The organism is Micromonospora sp. CNZ295, from assembly GCF_004217535.1.
Window position 1 is genome coordinate 5,311,610 of sequence record NZ_SHKZ01000001.1, and the last position, 24,366, is coordinate 5,335,975.

The window sequence follows — 24,366 nt, forward strand, 5'->3', positions numbered from 1 at the left end:
GAGGACGTGCTCGAGGTCAACAACCTCACCGTGGCCTATCCCGGAGGGGCAGTCGCCCTTCGCGGGGTGGGCCTGACGGTGGAGACTGGCAAGATCACAACGGTGCTGGGCGCCAACGGGGCAGGGAAGAGCACTCTCCTCCGCGCCGTCGGCGGCCTCCTGCCGCAGTACCGCGCGTCGCTGCGCTCCGGCACGATCACCCTCGCCGGCGACCGCGTCGAAGGGCTGCCCCCGTGGGAAATGGTCAGCCGCGGCGTGGCGCAGGTCCTCGAGGGCCGGCACATCTTCACCGACCTGTCCGTTCACGACAACCTCGTGGTCGGTGCCCAGGGGCTGCCGAAGGCGGCGCTCGGTGAGGCAGTCCAGCGGGTCTACGAGCGATTCCCCGTACTGGAGAAGAAGGCGCACACCAGCGCGGGCTACCTGTCGGGCGGGGAGCAGCAGATGCTGGCGATCAGCAGGGCCACCCTGCGCACGCCGCGGCTGCTGATCCTCGACGAGCCGAGCCTCGGGCTGTCGCCGCTGCTCCAGGAGCAAATCGCCGAGGTCGTGGCGCAGATCGCGGCCGACGGGGTCACCGTACTCCTCGTGGAACAGAACGCCCATCTCGCTCTCGGGATCAGCGAGCAGGCGGTCGTGCTGGCCAATGGCCGGGTCGTCACCACCTGCCCCGCAGCCAACCTCCTCGACGACGAGGCCCTCGCTGCGGCATACCTGGGGGTGGCGGTCACCTGAACGCAAGGCGCCGCACGGACACGGAGGCGGGTGAGGAGACGTGCTCCTCACCCGCCTCCGGCGTCCTGGGCCGGGCTCAGTCGCGGAGCTCGACCGCCTCGTCGAAGGTGGCCCGGGTGGTGCGGAACCCGTTGGCCGGGTGCTCCTCGTCGGCGTACCCGAAGGACACCGCGCAGACGACCATCCGGTCCTCGGGCAGCCCGAGGTGGTCGCGGACCGCGTCGGAGTACATCGCGATGGCCGCCTGGGCCACCGTGGCGATCCCGAGCGACCGAGCCGCCAGCAGGAGGGTCGCGACATAACCCCCGCAGTCGATCGCCCCGTACACGGCCTGGTCCCGGTCGGTGGTGACGACGGCGACGTGCGGCGCCCCGAAGAAGGAGAAGTTCTCCGCCGCCTGCTCGGCCCGGGCCTGACGGTCCTCGCGGGCGATCCCGAGGCTCTCGTAGAGCGCGAACCCGCTCTCCCTGCGACGGACGTCGTAGACCCCGCGGTACGTCGCCGGCATCTCGAAGTCCGATCGGGGCGGGTGGCTGCGGGCGTGCTCAGTGAGGAACCTGGCGAACCGTTCGGTCGCGCCGCCGCTGGTGACGACCACCTGCCACGGCTGGGTGTTGCACCACGAGGCAGTCTTCTGCGCCATGGTGAACATCGTCCGGATCGTCTCGACCGGCACGGGGTTGGAGAGGTAGGCGCGGCAGCTGTACCTGTCGTCCAGCAGGTGGTCGAGCGCCTGCGCCCTTGACGAGTGGGAGTCGGTGGGCCTCACGACCCCACCTTCTCGTCCTTGATCCTGGGGACCACCTCCGCGGTGTCGTAGAACGTCCTGACCGACCGGATGAGCCCGTCCTGCAGCTCGATCACGTCCGCCGCCGGGAAGGTGAGCGCCGTGCCGTCCTTCTTGACCACGGTCGCGGTGATCTCCACGACGACCACGTCGCCGTCAACGAGCATGCGGGTAGGGCGGTCCTCGTGCTGTCCCTCGCGGTACTGCTCGACGATGGCCCGGTAGAGCCGCACGACCTGCGGGACCCCGTCGGCGGAGAGGAGAGACATGTGCCGCACGGAAACGTCCGGGTGCAGCACCAGGGCAAGGCCCTCCCAATCCCGAGAGTTCACCGCGTCGAAGTAGCGGGTCACCAGCTCCCTCGTCATGCGGTCCCCACCCGCTCGGCCACCTCAGCCCGGAGGGTACGACGGAGCATCTTGCCGTTCGCGCTGCGCGGCAGGAGCTCCTGGCGGATCTCGATGCGGCTCGGCACCTTGTACCCCGCGAGCCTCTCCCGCAGGCCGGCCTCCAGCAGCTCCGCCGTCAACCCCGGGTCGTCGGTCACCACGAAGGCGTAGGGCGTCTCCCCCCACTTCTCGTGCGGCACGCCCACCACGGCGCACTCCCGCACCCCGGGCAACTCCTGGAGGGCCCTCTCGATCTCGGCCGGGAAGACGTTGATGCCGCCGGTGATGATCATGTCCTTGAGCCGGTCGACGACGTACAGGAATCCGTCCTCGTCCTGGGTGACGATGTCGCCGGTGGCCAGCCATCCGTCCTGGAGGGTGGTCGGGTCGGGCGCACCGTCCCGCCAGTAGCCGGCCATCACCGCGGGGCCCCGGAGCCACAGCTCCCCCGGCTCCCCGCGGGGGCACTCGTTACCGAGCGGGTCGACCACCTTCGCCTGCATGAGCATCATCGGGCGGCCGATCGAGCCCTGCTTGCGATCGATGTCCTCGGGCCGCAGTGCGGTGGCCACGCCGGAGCACTCGGTCAGCCCGTACCCCTGGCAGAGCTGGATCCCGTGGGCCTGAAGCCGCGCCATTAGCTCAGGGGTCACCATGGCCCCGCCGGCCGAGGCCGTGGAGAGCGTGTCGACCTTGGTGGTCGCGACGTCGGGGTGGTCGACGATCGCCTGCCACAGGGTGGGAACCGCCATGAGGACCGTGATGCCCTCCTGCTCGATGCGCCGCAGGGCAAGCCCGGGCTCGAACACGGGGTCGACCACCGTCATTCCCCCAGCGACCGTGGTCGCCATCCAGCAGGCGAGGATGCCGGCCGAGAACGCGAGCGGGTAGGGCACGTAGGTGCGGGTGTCCCGCGACCAACCGTCGTTGACGATGCGGTCGTGGGCCATCGCGTAGATGCTGCCGTGCGTGATCGCGATGCCCTTCGGGCGACCAGTCGTCCCCGACGAGTAGAGGATCACGGCCACGTCGGAGAAGTCACGCTCCACCCGCAGCGACCGCTCCCCGTGGGGCATCTCGCGTACCTGGCCTGGGGCAAGCAGCCGGATCGACACGTGCGCTGCGGCCTTCTGCGCGAGCCCGGCATAGGCCTGGTCGTGGAGCAGGACCGCCGCGCCTGCGTCCTCGAGCTGCTCGGCGATCTCGCGGGCGTGAAGCCGGAAGTTGATGGGCACAACCACCGCCCCGGCGGCGAGGCCGGCGAGCACCGAGACGCAGAACTGCCGCGAGTTCGCCATGAGCACGCCGACGCGATCGCCGGGGCGCACGCCGAGCCCGGCCAGTTCGGCGGCGCCGTCCTGCGCCGCGACGACGAGTTCCGACCACGTCAGGTCCCCGTCGGCGTCGCGGAGGGCGGTCGCTCCGGGCAGGAACCGGGCCCAGTAGGCGGGTGCGTCGAAGATATCCATCGGTATCACCGGTCCCTCCGTCGCTGCGCATCGAGCCACAGCCTATAGCAACCAAACGGATGGTTGCTATAGGCGGGAAGGGCGTGATGACATGGCCTCATGGTGCATGACCTGAAGCTCGGTCTCGGTCTCGGCTACTGGCAGAAGCACCCCGACGACGCGACGGACGTCGTCCTCGCCGCCGAGCGATCCGGATTCGACTCCGTGTGGGTCGGCGAGGCCTACGGCTCCGACGCCCTCACCCCCCTCACCTGGTACGCCGCGCGCACGACACGCATCAAGCTGGGCACCTCGGTCATCCAGCTCGACGCGCGTACCCCCGCCAACGCGGCCATGGCCGCGATGACGCTCGACGCCCTCAGCGGCGGACGGCTCATTCTGGGGCTGGGCGTCTCCGGCCCGCAGATCGTCGAGGGCTGGTATGGGCGACCGTTCCCCAAGCCGCTCGCCCGCACCCGCGAGTACGTCGAGGTGATGCGCCGGATCTGGGACCGGGAGCCGCTCACGAACGACGGCGTGTTCTTCCCCCTCCCCCACCCGGGCGGAGCGGGACTCGGCAAGCCGCTGCGCCTGATCACCGAGCCGCTCCGGCCCCGGGTACCGATCTACCTCGGCGCCCAGGGACCCAAGAACGTCGACCTAGCCGTCGAGATCGGCGACGGCTGGATCCCCGCCTTCCTGCACGTCGAGCGGTTCGAAGCGATGTACGGAGCGGCAATGGCCCGGCGGAGACCCGGCTTCGACGTGGTGGCGACCGTCAACACGTTCGTCGACCGCGACCTGCGAGCCGCCTTCCGTCGCGCCAAGGAGCCTCTCGCCTGGTACGTCGGAGGGATGGGCGCCAAGGGCGCGAACTTCCACTTCGACGCGGTCAGCCGAGCCGGCTACGCCGACGCGGCCCAGAAGATCCAGGAGCTCTTCCTGACCGGACGCCGCGAGGAAGCGGTCGACGCGGTCCCCGACGATCTCGTCGACGGCACCTCGCTGATCGGGCCCCCGCGACGGATCAAGGAGCGTCTGCAGCTGTGGCGGGAGTCGAAGGTGGACACCGTCGTGCTCATGGGGCTGCGCGACGAACGAGACCTGACCGTGCTCGCAAAGGAGATCGGGCTGTGACCACGCAGACGACCGGACAGCCTCACACCGCCGCCGACCTGCGCTTCCGCCCGGGGGTGGCTGCCTGGATCACCCGACACGCCGATCGCTTCCCCGACAAGCCAGCCATCGTCATGTCGGACCGTACGCTGACCTACGCGGAGCTGGAGCGGCGCACCTGGCAGATCGCCACCGCCCTGACTCAGCTTGGCGTCAGGCGGGGCGACCGCGTCGCGGTGCTGCACGAGAACCACGGGGAGTTCATGCCCACGACGTTGGGGATCCTGCGGCTCGGCGCGATCTACGTCCCACTCAACCCACGCCTCTCCGACCGCGAGATGGAGGCCCTGGTGGCCGACAGCGAGCCGGTCGTACTCGTGACAACCTCGCGCCACGGCGCGCGCGCCGAACGCTTCGCCACGGTGGCTGCGGGACTCACGTCGATGTTCACCGACGAGGTCCCTGCCGGCGTCACCGCACCGGTCGCCGCCTGGCCCGGGCCGGACGCACCCGCGACCGCCTTCGCCGTCGAAGAGTTCGACGACAACTCCGCCGCAGGGATCTTCTACACGTCAGGCACGACAGGGACCCCCAAGGGCGCGGTCATCACCCACGGCAACATCCGCTCGGTGGCGACCTCGCTGGCGGTGGACATCGGGTTCACCGCAAACGACCGACCGCTGGTCTCCCTCCCGATCAGCGTCTCGGGCGCGATGCTCGCTGGCGTGCTCCCGTTCCTCCACCTCGGCTGCACCTTGCGGATCCTCGAGGCGGGCACGCCGGAGGCAATCTCTGCTGCCATCCTGGACTACCGCCCGACTTACATGGCGAGTGTGCCGACGGTCTACAAGATGCTGCTCGACCACCCCGCCTTCGCCGAACTCGACCTCAGCTGCTTCAACCGCGTGCTCTCGGCGGCCGCGCCCATGCCCGTCTCGCTGATCGAGCGGTTCCACGACCGCGGCCTCTCGGTGTTCGTCCAAGGCTACGGGCTGACCGAATCGTGCGGCTTCTCGACGTACCTCATGCCGGAGGACGCGGTGCGCAAGGCCGGGTCGATCGGGAAGTCCCTGCTCTACAGCGACGTGCGGGTGTTCGTCGACGACCGGGAGGCCACCCCCGGCGAGATCGGCGAGTTGCGCGTCTCCGGCCCGTCCATCATGGCGGGCTACTGGCGCCGGCCCGACGAGGTCGCAATCGTCGACGGGTGGCTCCACACCGGCGATCTGGGGTACGCCGACGAGGACGGATACCTCTACGTGACCGGCCGGCTGAAGGACATGGTCGTCACCGGCGGCTACAACGTCTACCCGGCCGAGGTCGAGAACGTCATCTACGGGGTCGCCGGCGTCGCTGAGGCCGCCGTCGTGGGCGTCGCTGACGACCACTGGGGCGAGCGGGTCGTGGCGGTGGTGCGGCCCCGTCCCGGCAGCGGCCTAGACGAGGCCGAGGTGCGCGCCGCGTGCATCGACGCGTTGGCCGACTACAAAGTGCCCAAGGACATCGTGTTCGTGGATGCGCCGCTGCCGGTGAACCCGACCGGGAAGATCGTCAAGGCCCGAATTCGTGAGGCGCTCCAGGCCGGAACGCTCGGCTGAGCCCAGGAGGAGCAGCCCCGGAACATGGGAGGGTCTCCCATGTTCCGGGCTCAGCCCTCCGCGACGCCAGTTCGTCGCGGATCTCCCGCTTGAGAATCTTGCCGCTCATCCCACGCGGCAAACCGTCCTGCCAAAGCTCCAACCGCCGCGGACGCTTGAACTTCGCAAGCGAGTCCTGGGCGAACTGGTGGAGGTCCGCGAGGGTCAGGTTCGGGTTCCTGCTCACCACGCACGCCACCGGTGTCTCGCCCCACTCGTCGTCCGGCACGCCGACGACCGCGACTTCCACGATGTCGGGATGCCCGGCGAGCACCGACTCGATCTCCGCGGGGTAGACGTTGATCCCGCCAGAGATGATCATGTCCTTGGCCCGGTCCACGATCCGGTAGTAGCCGTCCTCGTCGACGGTGGCGAGGTCGCCGGTGTGCAGCCAGCCGTCCCGGAGGGTCGCGGCGGTGGCGTCCGGGTCGCGCCAGTATCCCTGCATCACACAGGCGCCGGAGAGCAGCAACTCGCCGGGCTCGCCGGGGGCGACGGGACGACCCGACGGGTCGACCACCTTGGCCTCCTGGCCGAGCAGCGGGATGCCCACCGACCCGAGCCGCTGGATCGACTCGTGGGCGGGAAGCTCGAGGTTGAGCCCGGACCCCTCGGTCAGGCCGTAGGCGTTGACCAGCCCCACGCCGCGCGACTGGTAGAGCCGGATCAGATGCTCGGGCACCGGCGCGCCGCCGGCCTTCGCCACCCGCAGCCCGCTCAGGTCGCGGCTCTCGAACTGCGGGTCGGCCGCCATCCGCTCCAGGACCAGCGGCACCACGCCGATGAAGGTGACACCTTCCCGCTCGATGTCGGCCAGGAGCTGCTCTGGCACGAGCCCCTGGCGGATCACGATCGATCCGCCGGCCCGCAGGAGCGGAATCGCGAACGAGACACCGGCCCCGGTGAACGCCAGCGGCACCGGCACGATCGCTCGGTCGTTGTAGCCAAGGGCGTCGACGCACGCGGCACTGGTGGCCACCCCGTCCATGTTGGCGTGGGTCAGCACCGCACCGCGCGAGCGGCCCGTGGTGCCGCTGGTGTAGCAGATCATGAGCGGGTCTGTCGGGTGGACGTCGACCTCGTCGCGGAGCAATCCGTGGCCACGCAGCTCATCGAGCGCCCGGCCCTGCTCGGGCGGTGTGCCGACGAAGAAGATCCTCTCCGCCCCCACCTGTTCCTCCAGTGGGGACAGCACGCTGACGAAGCTGTCGTCGGTGACCACAGCGGACAGCTCGGCATCGCCGGCCAGAGCGGACAGCTCCCGCGACGTCAGAAGCGGGTTGAGGGGGACGAAGATCGCGCCGATCCGGGCACAGGCGAGGACCAGCTCGAAGTGCTCGGGGGCGTTCTGCATCAGCCCCCCGACCCGGTCGCCCTTGCCGACACCGACGGCGAGGAGCCCGGCCGCAAGCTGGGCGCACCCCTCCTCCAGTTGCCCCCAGCTCCGGTCGCCTCCTTCGAAGAGAAGCGCCGCCCGGTCGGCTCCGAACCTGGCCCAGTGACTTGCCCAACGACTAATTCCCACGTTGCTAGTCTACCAATCGGTTGGTAAGTTGAAAACTGTGCACGCCCGCCTCACAACGGGCCCGGCGACTCCGCCAGCGCGGCTCCGCGCCGGTCGCAAATAGAGATCGCACGATCGCGAAGGGAAGCTCCATGACGATCAACAAGGTGATGGTGGTCGGTGGCGGCGGCCAGATGGGCAACGGGATCGGTCAGGTCGCAGCCGTGGCCGGGCTCGAGGTGACCCTCGTCGACCTCACCCAGGCCGACCTGGATCGCGGCGTCCGCCGGATCGAGAAGAGCCTGGAGCGGCTGGTTCGCAAGGGCAAGCTCACCGACGCCGCGGCGCAGGAGGCCCGCGCCCGCATCTCCACCAGCACCGACCTCGAGAGCACCGGCGCGGAGACCGACCACGCGATCGAGTCGATCGTCGAAGACATCGAGGCCAAGCAGGACGTGTTCCGCAGGCTGGACGCGGTGTGCCGGCCCGAGGTGATCCTCGCGTCGAACACTTCCCAGTTCGCCATCTCCAAGATCGCGAGCGCCACCGGCCGCCCCGACCGGGTCATCGGCACCCACTGGTTCAACCCGCCGCCGCTCATGCGGCTGATCGAGATCGTGCGCGGGGTCGAGACCAGCGACGAGACCCTCCAGACCATCGAGGAACTCGCTAAGCGGTTCGGCAAGGAGACCATCGTCTGCCGGAAGGACGCCCAGGGGTTCCTCACCTCCCGTCTGATCATGATCCTCGCGATCGAGGCAATGCGGATCGTCGAGGAGGGCATCGCCTCCGTCGATGACGTCAACCGCGCGTGCCAGCTCGCCTTCAACCACGCCATGGGCCCGCTCCAGACCGCCGACATGGGCGGCCTCGACACCTTCGTCAAGGCGTCCGAGGCGATGACCCACCACTTCGGCGACCGGTTCCGCCCCACCCAGGAGCTCCGCGCCCTCGTAAACGCCGGGCACTACGGGTACAAAACCGGCCGCGGCTTCAGCGCCTACGGCGACGCACGCTGATCCCGGTCGGCTGACATCATGGACACGACGACGGAGGCTTTGGCGGGCCGGGCTGCGTTCGAGGAGCTCTGTGAGGTCCTTCGCCCGGCACCCGGCAGGCGGGCGACCTTCATCGGGCAGCCGTGGCCCGTGCAGTGGGGTGTCCCCTACGGCGGCATCCTGGTGGCCCAGGCCTTTGCGGCCGCTGCCGCGACGGTCGGCCCCGGGTTCTGGGTCCGGAGCCTGCACGCCTACTTCCTCCAAGCCGGTAGCGCCGACGCCCCCGTCGACATCGACGTCACGACGGTCCGTGACGGGCGGGGCAGCAACTGGCGCTCGGTGGAGGTGCTGCAGGAAGAGCGGCCGCTGATCCGCGCCGAGCTGATGTTCTCCATCGACACCGTCGGGCCCCGGCACCAGGACCCGATGCCGTCGGTCCCCCGTCCCGACGGGCTGGACAACGTCGGCGCCGTACTCGCGCCGTACCGGGAGGACACCTTCACCCCCTGGGGCGAGCACTCCCCCTTCGACCTCCGCTACGTCACCTGCCCGCCCCGGATCGACGCAGAACGGGGCCACGGCGAGGCGCGCTCGGCTGCCTGGCTGAGGGCGCTTGGCTCGGCCGGCGAAGACCGGCACCTCGCCACCGCACTCCTAATCCACGCCAGCGACATGTGCATGCTCGACCCGTGCCTGCGTCCGCACGCCATGTGGTTCGGCGCGGGAAGCGCCGAGGGCCGGTCGGTCGACCACAGCATGTGGTTCCACGGGACACCCCGCGTCGACGACTGGATCCTCATGAGCCAACGCTCCCCAGGCATGCGCGACGGCCGCGGCCTGGGACTCGCCGAGATGTACGCCGCGGACGGCGAGCTGCTCTGCTCCATCGCCCAGCTCGGCTTCATCCGCCCGACCGACCGCTCCTGACCCCGTCAGACCGAAGGAAACCTCCGTATGCAAGTGCAGGCCCTCGTCGAGAAGTACTTCGACGCCGTGAACAACCACAAGTGGGACCAGCTCGCCGAGGTCTTCCACCCCGACGTCACGATCCAGCATGGGATGACGCTCAACACCCAGGGCAAGGACAAGGCGGTCAAGCTGCTCAAGGCCGTAGTCGGCCAGTTCGAGGAGCACGAGGACCTGCCGACCCGTTACATCATCGACGGCAACGTAGCCGCGGTCGAGATCTGGTTCACCGGCAAGCGGCCCCAGGGCGAGACCATAAGCTTCAATGCCGTGGACATCATTGACACCGACGGCTCCTCGATCACGAAGATCGTCTCGTGGTACGACACCGCCGAGGTGCTCCCGCTCATCAAGAGCTGACCTCCCGCGAACGGCAGAGCCCCGCCCCCGCAGGGCGGGGCTCAGTCGCCACCTGGCCCGACAAAGGTACGGATGCCCCGAGCAAGACCTGACTGAACTGATGCGCCGATCTCACCATCGGGCACCCACCGGTTCGACCGAAACGCCGCTCGGACCATCCGTTTCACCGTCAACGAAGGACCGTCGTGCATGCCCGGATGCTCATGCACATCCCCACCTCGTCGGCATTGTCGCTGCCGGTCGGGCCCGGCCGAACGGAGCAGCGGACGCCGACATCCGGATCAGTAGGAGCGTGGCAGACCCAGCCCGGCGACGGCGATGTGGTTGAGGGCGAGTTCGCGGGCGACGGGCACCGAGCGGAGCAGCCGCAGGTAGCCGAACCGCTCGAACATCAAGGTCTCCTCGGTGAAGCCGCTGCCGCCGAAGACCTGCAGCGCCGCGTTGGCGGCCTGCAGCCCGGCGTCGCACGCCTTCACCTTCGCCAGGTTGCAGGTCAGCCCGGCATCCTGGCCGCTCTCATAGGCCGCAGCCCCCCGCTCGACCATCCCCCAGGCGGCCTCGATCTCGATCAGCGCCTCCGCGAGAGGGTGCTGCACGGCCTGGTACTCACCGATCGGTGCGTCGAACACGACGCGGCGTTTGGCGTACTCGGCTGCCTTCGCCAGGCACCAGCGACCTATACCCACCGCCTGGGCCGCGACAACAAGTCGCTCCGGGTTGAGCCCGTCGAAGAGCGCCCGTCCGCCCTTGCCCGGGGCGCCCACCAGCGCGTCCTCGGGCACTTCGACGTCGTCGAAGTAGACCGTCCACTGGTTCTCCGGAACTCCCACCATCACCGGCACCTGGTGAAGCTGGATCCGGTCGCATGGCAGAGGGATGGCGACGAGGCTGAGTCCTCCGGACTCGGAGTCCTTGACGACCGCGAGCATCAGGTCGGAGTCGTCGACGGCGGAGATGTAGGTCTTCTGGCCGGAGATCCGCCAGCCGCTCGCCGTCCGGGTGGCCGTCGTCATGATCCGCGTGGAGTTCGAACCTGCGCCGGGCTCGGTCAGCGCGAAGCAGAACCGGATCGAACCGTCGCCGATGCCGGGGAGCCACTTCGCCTGCTGCTCCGGCGAGCCATGGCGCAGGAGCACTGCGCCCGCCATCGCCGTGGAGATAGTGAGCTTGCCAGCCGGATAGCCACCCGCCGCGAGCCGCTCCACCACGAGCAGCAGGTCGGAGATTGATCCCGCGCCGCCGTACTGGGGCGGAAGAGACACGGCCGGCAACCCGGCCTCGCACACCTCGCGCCAGTGGTCGCGGGCCGCCTGCACGTCCGCGAACCGCTTCCGCTCGTACCTCGCCCCGAGCGCAAACGCCACCTCGGCCAACGCTTGGCGCTCGTCATCCTCGAGCGGCTCTCCCAGGTGAGCCGCCTGCGAACGAGCGTCCAAGGTCAGCATGCGCGTAGCGCTGCGGCGTCGCCCTGCCCCAGCCCACCGCAGATAGCCGCGACCCCACGCTCCAGTCCCGAGCTGCGCAGCTCCCGGGCAAGGGTCAGCAGAATGCGGGCACCGGACGCACCCGGCGGGTGGCCCATCGCTACCGCACCGCCGTTGACGTTCAGCCGGTCGAGGATGGCCTGCTCGCGCCCCTTGTCGCCGTCGCTGAGGACGCGCGCGGAGGTGAGCGGGACACAGGCGAAAGCCTCGTTGATCTCGATCCGGTCCACGTCGTCGAGCGCCCACGCCGCTGCGGCGAGCGCCTTGCCGATGGCGTCGGCGGGCGTCAGCGCGATCTCCCGGGGCGACCGGGCAGCGGCGCCGAGCCCCTCGATGACGGCCAACGACCCGAGGCCCCGCTCCTCCACCCAGCGGCGGCGGGCGAGCACCACGTAGCAGCCGCCCGCGTCCTGGCCGGGAGCGTTGCCCGCAGTGACGATGGGACCGCCGAAGATCGTCCGCAGCCGAGAGAGCCGTTCCAGGGAGCTGTCGGCCCGCGGCCCCTCGTCCTCGCCGAGCTCGCCGAGCTCGCTGGAGAAGGCAACGACCTCGTCGTCGAAGTAGCCGCGCTTCTTGGCCTCGAAGTACCGCTCGTGGCTGCGCAGCGCGAACATGTCGGACTCCGCACGGGTGATGCCGTGCTCGGCCGCCACCTCGCCGGCGTCGACCGCCACCGGTTTACCACCGATGTCGGCACCGGGCTCAGCCATCGGGTCCTTCAGCCTCGGCCCGCCCCGGCGGATCCCCCAGCGGATACTCGGGGTCATCAGGAAGGCCGCCCGCCCCATGTTGTCCGCGCCGCCGACGAGGACAACGTCCGCGTCGCCGCCACGGATCGCCCGCGTGCCCAGGTGGGTGGCGGTCATCGAGGAACAGCAAGCCCGGTCGATGGTCAGGGAGAGCCGGTTCTCGGGGATGCCGGCCCGGAGCATCGCGACCCGGGCGGGGATCGACCCGTCGAGAGCCTCCTCCGCCGGGATGGTCACGCCACTGTAGACCTCGTCGACATCCTCGGGCCGGACACCGGTCTTGTCCAAGGCGGCACGCATAGCGAACGCCGCCAGGTCGACGCTGGGGACCTCGCGGAGTGCGCCGCCGAAACGGCTGAACGGCGTCCGGGCGCCACCCACCAGCATCACGTCGTCTGCAGAACCAGGCATCGGAACTCCTTGTCGTGGATACGGCGGCGACGGCGGGCCGGTGAAGGCAGGGCTCAACGGTGGGTGAATCGTGGCGCGCGCTTCTCGGTGAACGCGGTGAACCCCTCGACGAAGTCCTGCGACGCCACAGCCTTCAGAAACAGCTGCCGCTCGTTAGCGAGAGCCGCGGTGAGGTCTGGTTTCGTCGCGGCCTTGATGGCCTGGACGGCCACCCGGGGCATCGCGGCGATGCGGGACGCCACCTGCTGTGCCTCGGCGAGCACCGATCCGGGCTCGGACACGTAGTCGACCAGCCCCATCTCGGCAGCACGGGCGGCGTCGACGACCTCGGCGAGGTACATCAGCCTACGGGCCGCGGCGGTCCCGACGCGGAGCGGCAGCCGCTGGGTGCCGCCACCGCCGGGGAGAAGCCCCAGCCGGACCTCCGGAAGCCCGAACTTCGCGCGCGGCTCGGAGACGATCAGGTCGGCGGTCAGCGCGATCTCGAGACCACCGCCGACGGCGCTGGCTTGGACTGCCGCGATCAGCGGTTGTGGCAGGTCGGCCCAGGCCCGGAGCACTCCACCGGCCCAGACGCTATGCCGGTCCATGCCGTCGGGCTTTGCGCGGAGCTCCTCGAACTCGGAGATGTCGGCACCGGCCATGAAGGCCTTCGTACCGCCACCGGTGAGGACCACGGCTCGGACGTCTTCGGTACCGGCAATCAGCTGAGCCGCGGCCTCCAGCCCCGCCAGCACGGCGCGCCCCATGGCGTTGACCGGCGGACTGTCGACAAGCACAGTGGCCACGCCGTCGGAGAGCTCGAGGTGCACCGGTCCGAAGGACTCGGTCCGCTTGCCGGAGATGGCTTCATCCGGCGCATCGATGACTTCAGTTCCCATGATGGTGTGGGAGTGCGCACGCGGCGCCCCGACCCCTCTCCTCCGTAACGGGCTGTGCGGCGGGACCGGGCACGATCGCCCCGGCCCTGCCCCGCCAACGTAAAGCGCCCCACGGCACCTTGTCAACCAACCGTTTGATAGTGAGGAGTAGGAGGGGTCGCTTCACAGGCGGGTGAGGGCTCAGCTCGCCGGCTCCTGCTGGGCCCACCCCCGCGGACCCAGGAGGCTCGCCATGGCGTAGTCGGCCAACTCCGAGACGGTCCGTTCCAGCGTCAGCGACCTGCCGGGCCGGTACCAGTTCACGACCCAGTTGATCATCCCGAAGACAGCGCGGGCAGCGAAATCCGGGCGCACGCCGGGCCGCAGAAGGCCTTCGTCGATAGCCTCCCTGACGAGCCCACGGAACTCCTTGTCGTAGGCCTCCTGGGTCTTCACGATCTGCGCGGCCCGCTCTGCGGACAGGGCGCGGAAGTCCCGGATGTAGACCTCGCTGTCCACCGGGTGCTGCAGGGACTGGCGGATGTGCCCCTCGACGAACGATCGAATCGCCGCCACCGGGTCGCCCTTGATCTCACGCCAGGCGCTGTTCCCCATGGTGATCCGCTCGTGGTTGCGCTGGATGATCGCGTAGAGCAAGTCTTCCTTGGTGTCGATGTAGTGGTAGAGGCTCCCCTTGAGGATGCCGACCTCGTCGGCAATCTCCTGCAGGCTGGTGGCGTCGTACCCCTTGCGCTGGAAGATCGCCGCAGCGGTGTCGACCACCAGTTCGTAGCGGTCGAACCTGCGCGGCGTCACCGCGTGGCTACCGGCACCGCTCTTCCGGGCGTGCGTCCCCTGGTCCCTCACCGGCGTTACCCCTCTTGCTCGTGTTCCGCGACATCTGAGTCTGTCAGACCCGAATTCGCAGCTAGCGTCTTGCCGATCACTATCTATCGTCAAATGTGGATCGCGTGCGTGTCAGATCGGATGGCGGGCGGTGGCTTGCGACGTGATGCGCGATGGCTACCCAGCCCGCTTCGATCATGGAAACAGCCGCGCCTGGGCGATCAGGATCATGACGTCAAGATGGGGGCCCGCGCGGCTCGTGCCGTTGTATCTGTATTGTTACGCAGCGTTCACATCGGCACCAATGCGGCCTCGCTGGGAGACGAGGCACTCGGCCCCTCACGGCGGGCTGGGATCAGGCTGATCACCCCGCGGGAAGCTTGGCCACCTCGAGAGCTTCGGCCAGCAACGCCGTACCGGTAGGCCCTCCGGCACCGAATCGAGCGCCACGGTACGACCGACCGCGGGTCGGACCGATCTTGAGCGACGCGGTGGCAACCGGACCGTTTCACGGGCTGGCAATCCTTCCGGCCCGGCCGGGTGGACACCTATCGAGGTCAGGGCCTTCGAAGTATCCAGGTACCCGTCGCCACCGCGCAGAGGACCCCCGCAGCGTCCTTGATCCGGATGCTCGGCACACAGTTCCGCCGCCCACGGCGCAGCACCACCGCCTCGATGGTGAGCGGCCCATCCACGGCCACGGCCAGGAAGTGCATGCTGAGATCGGTCGTCGCCGAAGACTGCGACAGTGGTCCGGTGGAGCTGACAGCCGCACCGGCGGTCACGTCCGCAGCCGCGAGCAGGAACCCGCCGTTTATCGAGCCGTTCGGGTTGCGGTGGTGCGGCTGGGGGTCGAGAACACTGACCGCCCTACCGTCTCCGAGCTCGATGCACCGGACACCGAGCGCACGCATCACGCCGAGCTCGTTGAACCAGGCCAGGAACTCCTCTCGGCCGAGGGACCCCTCGACCGACGTCCCGTGGTCACCGGAAACACGCTGGGTTGCCATGTGCAAGACTCTACCAAGCGTTTGGTCGGCAGCGAAGTCGGTCGGCGCTCGGAGGCGGGGCCGTACTGATCAGGGTGGTTCGGCATGATCAGACGGGAACAACCCAGACCAATGCCAGCCGGAGCATCCACGTCAGGTCGTGGGAACGCTGACTGCCGCGAGGACCAGTTCGGCGATCCGTCGCCATGCCGAGGGGTCAACCACTCCGATCTCGCTGAGCCGGCTGGCCGTGCCGAGCACCAGGACAGACAGCTCGGCGTAGGTGACGTCCTCCTTCACCGCACCTACCTCGATCGCGCGATGGAGGGCCTGCGTGAACAAGGCCTCCACGCGCATGCGAGCCGTAGTGACCTCATCGTTGATCGCTCCCGCCCGCAGCAGGTCGGCGGCCAGGCGGTCGGTGCGAAGCCGTTCGAAGACCTCGAACATCAGCTCACTGAAGGCCTCGGCGGGTTGATCCGAGCCGACCCGATCCTCGAGCACCCCGGTCCAGTCGGTCAGCCACCGGAGTGCGACCTCGGCCAGCAGGTCGAACTTCGAGGGGTAACTGCGGTAGATCGTCGCGCTGCCCACCCCGGCGCGTTCGGCGATCGTGGTGATCTTCGCGTTCACGCCCTGCTCGGCGAACACCTCGAGCGCCGCCTCGGAGACCCGAAGCCTGTTCCGGACCGCATCCTTGCGCATCGAGGCGGCCCGGACGCCCGTCGTGTGAGCCATAGGCAGGAGGCTAGCTCAGCCGGTCTTGACCAGAGCGGTCGCCGCGACCTGCTCCCGGGCTGCGTCCGCGATCGCGGACGCGAACTGGCGGAGCTGCTCGTCGGACTTTGTGGCGACGGGGTGCGGCACCACCAGGCTGTGATAGCCGGGCGCGCCCAGGTTCGCGGCGAACCGCGCAACGTGGGAGGTGAAGACTTCGGTGATCAACACGGTGGCCGGCACACCGGCCCGCTCGAAGAGCAAGGCGTCCTGAAGTGAGCACGCGCTGCAGGCCCCACAGTCCCCCAGGCCGGTCACCACGAAATCCGCCCGGCCGGCGAGGACAGCCACCTGCTCCTCCTCGAGGGGCGCAGCAGCCGATGGCTTGCTCTCGACGTCTACGCTGCCGATCGGCAGCCGGTCGCGCAGCTGCTCGGCCAGATGCAGCAGCAGGTCCTTGGCCTTCGGCTTGCCGTTGTCGACCAGCAGCAGCCGCGCGCCCGGACCGACGTCCGCACGCGGGGCCAGCGCCACCGGGTCGCTCGGCGTCTCCTCGACGACGGGAACGTGCACTCGGATGGTTGAGATTCTGGCCATGACTGCTCCGCTGTGGGTGTCGATGGTTCTGTCGGTCACAGTGTCGGCGGCGGTCACGAGGCCCCCGCGGTGGAGCGGCGGGTCAACGCAGAGAGATCGACCTCGCAGGCGTCCGGACCGCAATCCGGCATTGCCTCGCCCGGCAGGCGGACTCGGCGGGTAACCGCCTTGATGTGCTGGGACGGCGCGAACGCGGGGATGTACGCCGACCAACCAGGACCCGCTCCCCCCGCGGTCACCAGGAACACGTCAGCCTCGGTGATGAGCGTCGGAAGCTTCCCGTCGGGCCCGGGCACCATGTCATGCTGGTTGCCGAGCTCGAGCGGCACCCCTGAGCCGGTGAGGTGCTCCGGACGCACCCTGCTCTCGGCACTCAGGAACTGCTTGACCCTGGACTGAGTCCAGCCGGCCTGGCGCAGCGCCTGGGCGTGCTCCGGGCACAGCACGACGATGCCCTGCCCACCCTTGCCGACGATGTAGTTGGAGGGCGCGGTTATCGCGCCGAGGAAGGTCCGCAGCAGGTCCTCGGGAACCTCGCTGAGGTGGTTCGCCACCTGTCGCGGAGCCTCAGTCGCCATCACCGTCACCGTCGTGTCGACCTGCGCGTAGCCGAGCTGGACCCGCAGCGGCACCCACGGTGCAGCAGGCTCCTCTTCGGCGAAACAAAGCGTGAATCTGCCGGGATTGCCCATCGACGTCGCGTCATAGCCCCCGGTCACGGCGCCGAAGACGTTGCGGGCCACCAGCCGAATCGCCCGGCCGATCGTCGCGTTGGCCCGGTTGCCGGCGCCGAGCGCGTTGTGGCCGGCGTTCATGCCGATCTGCGCGGCGAACGGCCCGCTAACCACGACGCCGGTGGCGGCGCCACCGGTGCTGGTGAACGCGGCGTGCGCGTTGAAGGCCGGATCGAGCGCCGCCCCGAGCGCCGCGACGACCACCGGGAAGTACGACGGATGGCAGCCAGCCATCACCGCGTTGACCGCAGCCTGCTCGACGGTGACCGTACGGCGGCGGCGCGGGATCGAGCCGATCACGTCCTCAGGAGCGAGGTCGACGGCGGCGACCATCGCGCTCACCAGCGCCGGGGTGGGCGGCACCACGGGCAGGCCGTCGGTCCATCCGCGCTCGAAGAACTCCTCCATGGCGCGCTCGGGGTCCAGATCGATCAGGTGAGACATCGCTGCTCCTCTCGCTGGACTGCGGATGCATCCCGCGCGCTTCATCACATCGTAGCGATGAAACGGAATCGGTCAATCCGTTTTCCGCAGCCTCGTGCAGTGGCTTTACACCACGCCCCGGCTTCTCTATGTTGTCCGTCACAGAGCAAGATTCATGATCATTATAATCAACATGATGAGGAGCCAGGTATGGCACGGTTCACCCGACGTACGCGTCGCCTCAGAGCACAGGCAGCAGTCGCAGCCACGATGTTGCTGGCCCTCGCCGCCTGCGGAGGCGACGTAGACGCGGAGGCCGGCAAGCTCACCGAGCGGGTCAAGCTAATCTCGATCAACCCCACCACCGGGCTCATCGCCTTCGCCGGGAGCTCCGCCAACAAGGGCTACGAGCTGGCAATCAAGGAGATCAACCAGCAGGGCTTCCTCGATGGAGCCACCGTGGAGATCGACTTCAAGGACACCAAGAGCCAGCCGCAGACGGCGGCCCAACACATGTCGCAGGCGATCGCCGGAGGCAATTACGCTACCGTCTTCGGGTCCGTCTCGAGCCCTGAGGCCGTCGTCATGGCTCCGCTGGCCGAGAAGGCGAAGCTGCCCACCATCTTCACCCAGGCGGGCAGCGAGGGGGTGGTGATCGGCGACTACACGTACCGCGCGACGCCCCTGATGAGCGAGTACTACCCGCTGCTGACCGAGTGGCTGAAGAACACCGGCGCGAAGAGCATTGGGATCGTCTACACCGGCGCGACCCCGACGTTGGCCGAGATCGGCAAGAAGACGTTGCCGCAGATGGCCAAGGACCTCGGCATAGAGGTCACCGCCTCGGTGGAGACACCCGCCACGACGCAGGACTTCACGGCACCCATCTCCCAGATACTCAAGTCCAAGCCGGACATCGTGTCGGTCCTGCTGGCTGGCGCGCAGAACGCAACGGCGATGACGCAGCTGCGTCAAGCCGGCTACGCCGGGCCGGTCGTCGGCAACCTCGGTGCCGGCTCCGGCAACCTCGATCCCGCTGGTGACGCCGGTTACGGGATCGTGTGGGCGACAAACTTCCATCCGGACATGAAGGCCGCGTCCACCCGGAAGTTCGTGGAGGCGTACAAGGCCGAGTATGGCGAGACACCGCTGAACTTCGCGGCCGAGGCGTACGACGCGGCCTGGTTCGTGGCCAAGGCCATCAAGACAGCGGGATCGACCGAGCCCGCCAAGATCCAGAGTGCGATGGCCGCCATCGCCGGCGAACCGTTCGACGGGGCACTGGGCACCGGGCTCCGGTGGGTGGATCGCAACCTGCAGGTTCCGGGTGCGGCAGTGGAGCTGACCGCCGACGGCGAGAAGCTCCTCTACGAGGGAGAACCGGTCTCCGGCTGACGCCGACTCAACGGCGAGATTCAGCCAGGTCCCGTGCGACAGGGGTCGGTGGCCGGCAGGCCGGCCACCGACCCCTGTCGGTCCGAGACCATCCGTCTAGTCCGTGTTTCGTAAGGCCTTGCGGGCGGTGAGGTGAGCCCGGCGTGGCGGTGATCGACAAAAGTTGAGGTCTCCGGTGGATCGGTTAGCGACCAAGCAAACCGAAGACCGACCGGAGACCTCGTGCCCAGGGTGGCGGCAGCCAGGCGGCATGATCTCACCGACGTTCAGTGGGCAGGAGCCCGTTCTGCCTGCGGAGTCGGGTCGGGGTCGGCCGCCGCGGTGGACGAACGGCAGATCATCGGCGGGATCCGGTGGCGGGTCCGGACCGGGACGCCGTGGTTCGCGGCGGCGAAACGCCGCAACGCCGGTGACGGGGCGGCGCGGTTTCCGCGTCGGCGGCGCCGGTTGGTGCCGGTGCACTGGTATCACGGCACCTTCAGGATCGACGGGGTGGCGGGTGCGTATCCCCGCCGGCAAAGGCCGCCCGTCGTTGTTGGGTGCGGTTGGCGCGGGAGTTGCCGTATCCGGTGAAGCAGGTCCGCTCGATCACTCTGCTGTGCGAGGACGGCCGTCTGTTCCTCGACGTGACCGCCGAAGTCCCGATCGCCACCTACCCGCCGGGCGAGGAGCCGGATCCGGCCGGGTAGCCAGCATGGACCTGGGGATCATCCACCCGTTCGCGGTGCCCGGCCTGGACGGTGAGGGGCTGCTGGTGTCCGGGCGGGCGATCCGCGCCGAGCATCGCACGCATCTTGCCGACACCAAGGCCCGCCGCCGCGCCGTCGCCCGCCGGGCACCCCGGCCGGGCGTGAAGGGGTCGCGGCGGTGGCGCACGTTCCGGCGCCGGGCCCGGCTGGTCGAGCGCCGGCATCGGCGGCGGACCCGCCAAGCCCGGCACGAGGCCGCCACCGCATTGGTTTCCTGGGCGCAGCAGCGGCAGGTCGGGGTGCTGCACGTCGGCGACCCTCGCGGCGTGCTGGACCTGCCGGCGGGGCGGCGGCACAACCTGCGGCTACGGCAGTGGCAGATCGGCCGGCTTTTGCAGGTGCTGACCGACAAGGCCGCCCTGGCCGGGATCACGGTCCGGCTGGTCGACGAGCGCGGCACCTCTTCCACCTGCCCCACCTGTCACCGGCGGGTGCCGAAGCCGCGTGGGCGGGCCCTGTCCTGCCCACACTGCGCAATTTCCGGGCACCGCGACCTCGTCGCGGCGGCCACCATCGCCACCCGCACAGCAGTTGTGCTGCCTGAGGTGGTCACGCACCGTCGAGCCGGCCGGCACCTGCTCGGTGCCGGCCGGTCCCGACGTGGCCCCCGCCGCCCGCCCCGGACGGCGCGAGGATCAGTTGGCCCGCGGAGGCCCGCCCCCACCACCCGGCGGGGAGTCGCTCACCCCAACGGTGAGGACCCACCACACCCATCGGCAACCCGGTGAACGTAAGTGGACACCGCACTAGTAGTACTTTGTTAGGTGTCGGGCGTGTCGTTGGTGATTTCCACTATGGATGGTGGTTGGCTGGTGGCGTGACTCCGGAGCAGATCGAGCAGGTACGCCCGCGGCTGGTCGAGTTCGCCGCGCAGATGTTGGACGGTGCGGTTCGGCGGTCGGATCAGCGGGTCAAGGGCGAGTTGTATGTGCGGGGCCTGCTCACTGACGGGGCGCGTAAGTCGATGCAGCCGATGGCGGAACGTCTCGGGGTCGATCATCAGCAGTTGCAGCAGTTCGTGACGTCCTCGACCTGGGACTACGCGACGGTGCGGGGGAACGTGGCCCGGTGGGCCGCCGAGGCGATCGACCCGGTTGCGTATGTGATCGACGATTCGGGGTTCCCGAAGGACGGCACTGCTTCGGCGTGCGTGGCCCGGCAGTACTCGGGCACGTTGGGTAAGACCGGGAACTGCCAGATCGGGGTCAGCGTGCAGTTGGCCACGGACACTGCGTCGGTGGCCGCGGACTGGCGCCTGTTCTGCCCGGCATCCTGGGACGACACCACGATCAGCGACCCGGACAAGGCGGCGACGGTCCGCGAGAAACGGGACCGGGCCGGTATCGGCGACGATGTGCGACACCGGGAGAAATGGCGCCTCGCACTGGACATGCTCGACGAGATGATCGACCAGTGGGGGCTGCCGAGGCTGCCGGTGGCCGCCGACTCCGGCTACGGGGACTGCACCCTGTTCCGGCTCGGACTCGCCGAACGTGGCCTGCGCTACGCGGTGCAGGTCGACCCGACCGCCACCGCCCACCACGGCGACGCCGTTCCGGTCACCCCGCCCTACACCGGCCGGGGACGCCCACCCAAGCCCGCCTACCCCGACCCGCCGGCCACCTTCAAAGACGTCGTCCTCGCCGCCGGCCGAGCCACCGCACGGCAGGTGACCTGGCGACAGGGCAGCCGCCGCACCAAGACCAACCCGACCGCGGTGATGCGCTCACACTTCCTACGCCTACGCATCCGCCCGGCCAACCGCGACATCCCCCGCAACAGCGACGGCACCCTACCCGACGTGTGGCTGATCGCCGAATGGCCACCCAACGCCGCCGAGCCCGTCAAGTACTGGCTGTCCAACCTAGGCACCCGCACCTCACTGAAAGCCCTGGTCCGGCTGGCGAAGCTACGCTGGCGGGTCGAACACGACTACCGCGAACTCAAAACCGGTCTCGGCATCGACCACTTCGAAGGCCGCAGCTTCACCGGCTGGCACCGCCACGTCACCCTCGCCGTGCTCGCCCAAGCCTTCTGCACCCTGCTACGCCTCGACCCAAAAGCGGATGCGCCGGCCTGACCCTCTACGCCGTGCTCCGTGAGCTGCAACAACTGCTCACCGTCATGGCCGGCGCATGCCCACCTGCAACCGCCCATACGACGACACGACATAACAAAGCACTACTAGTATCGTGAGTCGTTAATTCGGCTGCAGATAGTAGGCTGTGGGGGTGGCTGGTCGTCCTCGTGGTCTTGTCGAGCTGACTGATGATGAGCGTGCGTGTCTGACCCGGTGGGCGCGGCGGGGTAAGTCGTCACAGGCGTTGGCGTTGCGGTCGAAGATCGTCCTGTTGTCCGCCGATGGGCTGGTCAATACCCATGTCGCGCAGCGGCTTGGTGTGTCGCGGGACATGGTGGGCAAGTGGCGTAGCCGGTTCCTGGCGCGCCGGTTGGAGGGCCTGGTCGACGAGCCGCGGCCTGGGGCGCCTCGCCGGATCAGCGACGACCAGGTCGAGGAGGTCATTGTTCGTACGCTGGAGCAGCAGCCGGCCAATCAGGACAGTCACTGGTCGACACGGTCGATGGCCAAGGCCACCGGGCTGTCGCAGACCGCGGTGTCGCGGATCTGGCGGGCGTTCGGCCTCAAGCCGCACCTGGTGGACACCTGGAAGCTGTCGGCGGATCCGCTGTTCGTGGAGAAGGTCCGTGACGTGGTCGGCCTATACCTGGATCCGCCGGTCAAGGCGATGGTGCTGTGCGTGGACGAGAAGTCGCAGATGCAGGCCCTGGAGCGGACCCGGCCGATGCTGCCGATGATGCCCACGGTCCCGGCCCGACAGACCCACGACTACGTTCGTCATGGTGTGGCGAGTCTGTTCGCCGCGTTCGACGTCGCCACTGGCACGGTCATCGGGCAGGTCCACCGCAAGCACCGTCACCAGGAGTTCCTGCGCTTCCTCAAGGCCATCGACGCGAACACCCCCGCCGAGTTGGACCTACACCTGGTCCTGGACAACTACGCCACCCACAAGACCCCGGCCGTGCAGCGATGGCTGGCCGCGCATCCCCGCTTCCACCTGCATTTCACCCCGACCTCGGCGTCCTGGCTGAACCTCGTCGAGCGGTGGTTCGCCGAACTGACCAACCGGAAACTGCGCCGATCCAGCCACCGGAGCCTCGCCGAGCTCGAAGCCGACGTCCGCGCCTGGATCGACGCATGGAACGCCGACCCGAAGCCCTTTGTCTGGACCAGGACCGCCGACGACATTCTCAACAGCGTCGCCACCTACTGTGGCCGAATTAATGACTCATGACACTAGTGCCCGTCATGCAGCCTTGAACGGGTAATCCGGGTGGCGGATCTTGGATCCGGTGGCGAATCCGGATTTCGGTCGGGCGCGTTGGTTGCGCCAGCGGATGTAGTCGCCGATGGCGGCGTCCTGTTCGGCGTGGCTGCGGTGGTCGGTGCCGTTGAGGGCGAAGTAGCGGACCGCGGCGAACTCGGCCTCGATCCAGTTCAGCCAGGACGCGTAGGTCGGTAGGAACACCAGTTCCACCTGGTTGGCGGCGCACCAGGCGCGGACCTCGGGGTGCTTGTGTGGGGAGAAGTTGTCCACGATCAGGTAGAGGCGCTGGTCGGGCCAGCGGCGGCGCAGGGTCTTGAGGAAGGACAGGAACTCGCGCCAGCGTTTGCGGTCGCGGATGCGGTAGTGCAGCTTTCCGGTGGCCAGGTCGAGGGCGGCGATCATGTGCCGTACTCCCTGGTCGCGGGTGTAGGTGGCCCGCAGCCGCACCGGCTGGCCCTGCGGGCGCCAGGCCCGGCCGGGGCGGGGTTGCAGGTTCAGCGGCCCGAACTCGTCGACGCAGATCACCCGCCCGTCGGCTGGAGGGTCGTCGTAGAGGTCGAGGATCCGGCGCATCTTGGTCGTGAAGTCGGGGTCGGTGCTGGCCTTCCACGTCTTGGTGGCCTGCCAGGAGACCCCACGCTCGCGCAGGATCCGCCGGATCGTCTCCACGCTGGTGGTGCTCACGTAGCCGGCCTCAATCAGGTAGTCGCGCAGCTTGGCAAGCGACCAGCAGGAGAACGGTTTACCGAGGAAACGGGGGTCGCACCGGGCGATGACGCAGATCCAGTCGCGGGTCTGCTCATCGATCCGTCTCGGTGCGCCCCCGCTCCATTTTGGGTCCAGCGCGTCGAACCCCCGCTCGTTGAACGCCTGGATCACGTCCCGCACGTAATCCTCGCTGGCCTTGAGCAGGTGAGCGATGTCCGGAGCAAGGCTGTCCCTGGGCGGACATCAGCACCACGATCGCCCGCCGCAGCTTCACCGGATCCTTCGCGGTCCGGGTGATCCGCTGCAACCGCTGCCCCTCGGCCATCGACACCTGCCGGACGAACACCTCCGGGCGTCTACCCACCCGGCACCACCTCCCGCAGCCTTATGCACTGGGAGACAGCCTGCCTGACGGCT

General features: G+C 68.9%; 24 protein-coding genes and 1 pseudogene. 12 read left to right on the forward strand and 13 right to left on the reverse strand.

Annotated elements, in window-relative coordinates:
* The first annotated feature begins 6 nt into the window (after positions 1–6).
* Complete coding sequence (locus tag EV376_RS24805) at positions 7–735, forward strand: branched-chain amino acid ABC transporter ATP-binding protein (RefSeq protein WP_130327056.1); 729 nt, start codon at positions 7–9, stop codon at positions 733–735.
* 76 nt (positions 736–811) lie between these two features.
* On the opposite strand, the gene EV376_RS24810 is transcribed toward EV376_RS24805, so the two are convergent.
* Genes EV376_RS24810 through EV376_RS24820 form a run of 3 tightly spaced genes read right to left on the reverse strand, consistent with a single transcriptional unit; the run spans position 812 to position 3,380 of the window.
* Positions 812–1,504: a nitroreductase gene (locus EV376_RS24810; RefSeq protein WP_130327058.1), complete on the reverse strand. Its 693-nt coding sequence runs from the start codon at positions 1,502–1,504 to the stop codon at positions 812–814.
* Entirely contained in the window at positions 1,501–1,890 is a 390-nt protein-coding gene (locus EV376_RS24815; protein WP_130327060.1) for a nuclear transport factor 2 family protein, read from the reverse strand. The genes EV376_RS24810 and EV376_RS24815 overlap by 4 nt, the downstream gene beginning before the upstream one ends.
* Positions 1,887–3,380, reverse strand: a complete 1,494-nt coding sequence (locus EV376_RS24820; RefSeq protein ID WP_130327062.1) for an AMP-binding protein — start codon at positions 3,378–3,380, stop codon at positions 1,887–1,889. Before EV376_RS24820 ends, EV376_RS24815 begins: the two co-directional genes overlap by 4 nt.
* Positions 3,381–3,479: 99 nt before the next feature.
* Here EV376_RS24820 and EV376_RS24825 point away from each other — a divergent pair, with 99 nt between their 5' ends.
* Both EV376_RS24825 and EV376_RS24830 read left to right on the forward strand, forming a co-directional pair.
* Positions 3,480–4,496, forward strand: coding sequence for an LLM class F420-dependent oxidoreductase (locus EV376_RS24825; RefSeq protein ID WP_130327064.1), 1,017 nt, complete (start codon positions 3,480–3,482; stop codon positions 4,494–4,496).
* On the forward strand, positions 4,406–6,073 hold the full coding sequence (locus tag EV376_RS24830; protein ID WP_130327066.1) for an AMP-binding protein: 1,668 nt from the start codon (positions 4,406–4,408) through the stop codon (positions 6,071–6,073). Before EV376_RS24825 ends, EV376_RS24830 begins: the two co-directional genes overlap by 91 nt.
* Here the strand turns inward: EV376_RS24830 and EV376_RS24835 are convergent.
* Positions 6,027–7,637 carry an AMP-binding protein gene (locus tag EV376_RS24835; protein WP_130327068.1) on the reverse strand — a complete coding sequence of 537 codons (1,611 nt, stop codon included), beginning with the start codon at positions 7,635–7,637 and terminating at the stop codon, positions 6,027–6,029. The two genes, EV376_RS24830 and EV376_RS24835, sit on opposite strands and share 47 nt — an antisense overlap.
* Before the next feature lie 131 nt (positions 7,638–7,768).
* On the opposite strand from EV376_RS24835, the gene EV376_RS24840 reads away from it, so the two are divergent.
* The 3 genes from EV376_RS24840 to EV376_RS24850 are packed head-to-tail and all read left to right on the forward strand — an operon-like array spanning position 7,769 to position 9,940.
* Positions 7,769–8,635 carry a 3-hydroxyacyl-CoA dehydrogenase family protein gene (locus EV376_RS24840; protein WP_207228405.1) on the forward strand — a complete coding sequence of 289 codons (867 nt, stop codon included), beginning with the start codon at positions 7,769–7,771 and terminating at the stop codon, positions 8,633–8,635.
* 18 nt (positions 8,636–8,653) lie between these two features.
* Positions 8,654–9,541, forward strand: coding sequence for an acyl-CoA thioesterase domain-containing protein (locus EV376_RS24845; protein ID WP_130327070.1), 888 nt, complete (start codon positions 8,654–8,656; stop codon positions 9,539–9,541).
* 27 nt (positions 9,542–9,568) lie between these two features.
* Positions 9,569–9,940: a nuclear transport factor 2 family protein gene (locus EV376_RS24850; RefSeq protein WP_130327072.1), complete on the forward strand. Its 372-nt coding sequence runs from the start codon at positions 9,569–9,571 to the stop codon at positions 9,938–9,940.
* A gap of 281 nt (positions 9,941–10,221) precedes the next feature.
* On the opposite strand, the gene EV376_RS24855 is transcribed toward EV376_RS24850, so the two are convergent.
* From EV376_RS24855 to EV376_RS24890, 8 genes are all read right to left on the reverse strand, one after another.
* The gene (locus EV376_RS24855; RefSeq protein ID WP_165438105.1) at positions 10,222–11,304 is read right to left on the reverse strand and encodes an acyl-CoA dehydrogenase family protein; all 1,083 of its coding nucleotides are present in this window, start codon (positions 11,302–11,304) and stop codon (positions 10,222–10,224) included.
* A gap of 74 nt (positions 11,305–11,378) precedes the next feature.
* Complete coding sequence (locus tag EV376_RS24860; RefSeq protein WP_130327075.1) at positions 11,379–12,584, reverse strand: thiolase family protein; 1,206 nt, start codon at positions 12,582–12,584, stop codon at positions 11,379–11,381.
* 53 nt (positions 12,585–12,637) lie between these two features.
* Positions 12,638–13,465: an enoyl-CoA hydratase-related protein gene (locus EV376_RS24865; RefSeq protein WP_130327076.1), complete on the reverse strand. Its 828-nt coding sequence runs from the start codon at positions 13,463–13,465 to the stop codon at positions 12,638–12,640.
* A gap of 180 nt (positions 13,466–13,645) precedes the next feature.
* On the reverse strand, positions 13,646–14,311 hold the full coding sequence (locus tag EV376_RS24870) for a TetR-type transcription factor C-terminal domain-containing protein (RefSeq protein ID WP_165438106.1): 666 nt from the start codon (positions 14,309–14,311) through the stop codon (positions 13,646–13,648).
* Between the two features lie 536 nt (positions 14,312–14,847).
* Positions 14,848–15,300: a PaaI family thioesterase gene (locus EV376_RS24875; protein ID WP_130327078.1), complete on the reverse strand. Its 453-nt coding sequence runs from the start codon at positions 15,298–15,300 to the stop codon at positions 14,848–14,850.
* Between the two features lie 132 nt (positions 15,301–15,432).
* The gene (locus EV376_RS24880; protein WP_165438107.1) at positions 15,433–15,984 is read right to left on the reverse strand and encodes a TetR/AcrR family transcriptional regulator; all 552 of its coding nucleotides are present in this window, start codon (positions 15,982–15,984) and stop codon (positions 15,433–15,435) included.
* Between the two features lie 48 nt (positions 15,985–16,032).
* A complete protein-coding gene (locus EV376_RS24885; protein ID WP_130327081.1) occupies positions 16,033–16,650 on the reverse strand; it encodes a UGSC family (seleno)protein in 618 nt (205 codons plus the stop codon).
* A complete protein-coding gene (locus EV376_RS24890; protein WP_165438108.1) occupies positions 16,647–17,771 on the reverse strand; it encodes a hypothetical protein in 1,125 nt (374 codons plus the stop codon). Before EV376_RS24890 ends, EV376_RS24885 begins: the two co-directional genes overlap by 4 nt.
* 249 nt (positions 17,772–18,020) lie before the next feature.
* Between EV376_RS24890 and EV376_RS24895 the strand changes: the two genes are divergently transcribed.
* The 6 genes and pseudogenes from EV376_RS24895 (at position 18,021) to EV376_RS24915 (ending at position 23,208) form a co-directional block, all read left to right on the forward strand.
* A complete protein-coding gene (locus tag EV376_RS24895) occupies positions 18,021–19,145 on the forward strand; it encodes an ABC transporter substrate-binding protein (RefSeq protein WP_165438109.1) in 1,125 nt (374 codons plus the stop codon).
* Between the two features lie 222 nt (positions 19,146–19,367).
* Positions 19,368–19,526 (forward strand): annotated as a pseudogene (locus tag EV376_RS31075) (transposase); the annotation flags it as partial.
* A 158-nt stretch (positions 19,527–19,684) separates the two neighbouring features.
* A complete protein-coding gene (locus EV376_RS30350; RefSeq protein WP_165438110.1) occupies positions 19,685–19,834 on the forward strand; it encodes a hypothetical protein in 150 nt (49 codons plus the stop codon).
* Between the two features lie 5 nt (positions 19,835–19,839).
* Positions 19,840–20,622: an RNA-guided endonuclease InsQ/TnpB family protein gene (locus tag EV376_RS24905; RefSeq protein WP_130327089.1), complete on the forward strand. Its 783-nt coding sequence runs from the start codon at positions 19,840–19,842 to the stop codon at positions 20,620–20,622.
* An 89-nt stretch (positions 20,623–20,711) separates the two neighbouring features.
* A complete protein-coding gene (locus tag EV376_RS24910; RefSeq protein WP_130327091.1) occupies positions 20,712–21,974 on the forward strand; it encodes an IS701 family transposase in 1,263 nt (420 codons plus the stop codon).
* Between the two features lie 145 nt (positions 21,975–22,119).
* On the forward strand, positions 22,120–23,208 hold the full coding sequence (locus EV376_RS24915) for an IS630 family transposase (RefSeq protein WP_165438111.1): 1,089 nt from the start codon (positions 22,120–22,122) through the stop codon (positions 23,206–23,208).
* Between the two features lie 12 nt (positions 23,209–23,220).
* Here the strand turns inward: EV376_RS24915 and EV376_RS24920 are convergent, their stop codons facing one another.
* A complete protein-coding gene (locus EV376_RS24920; protein ID WP_486482792.1) occupies positions 23,221–24,129 on the reverse strand; it encodes an IS630 family transposase in 909 nt (302 codons plus the stop codon).
* Positions 24,130–24,366 lie beyond the last annotated feature (237 nt).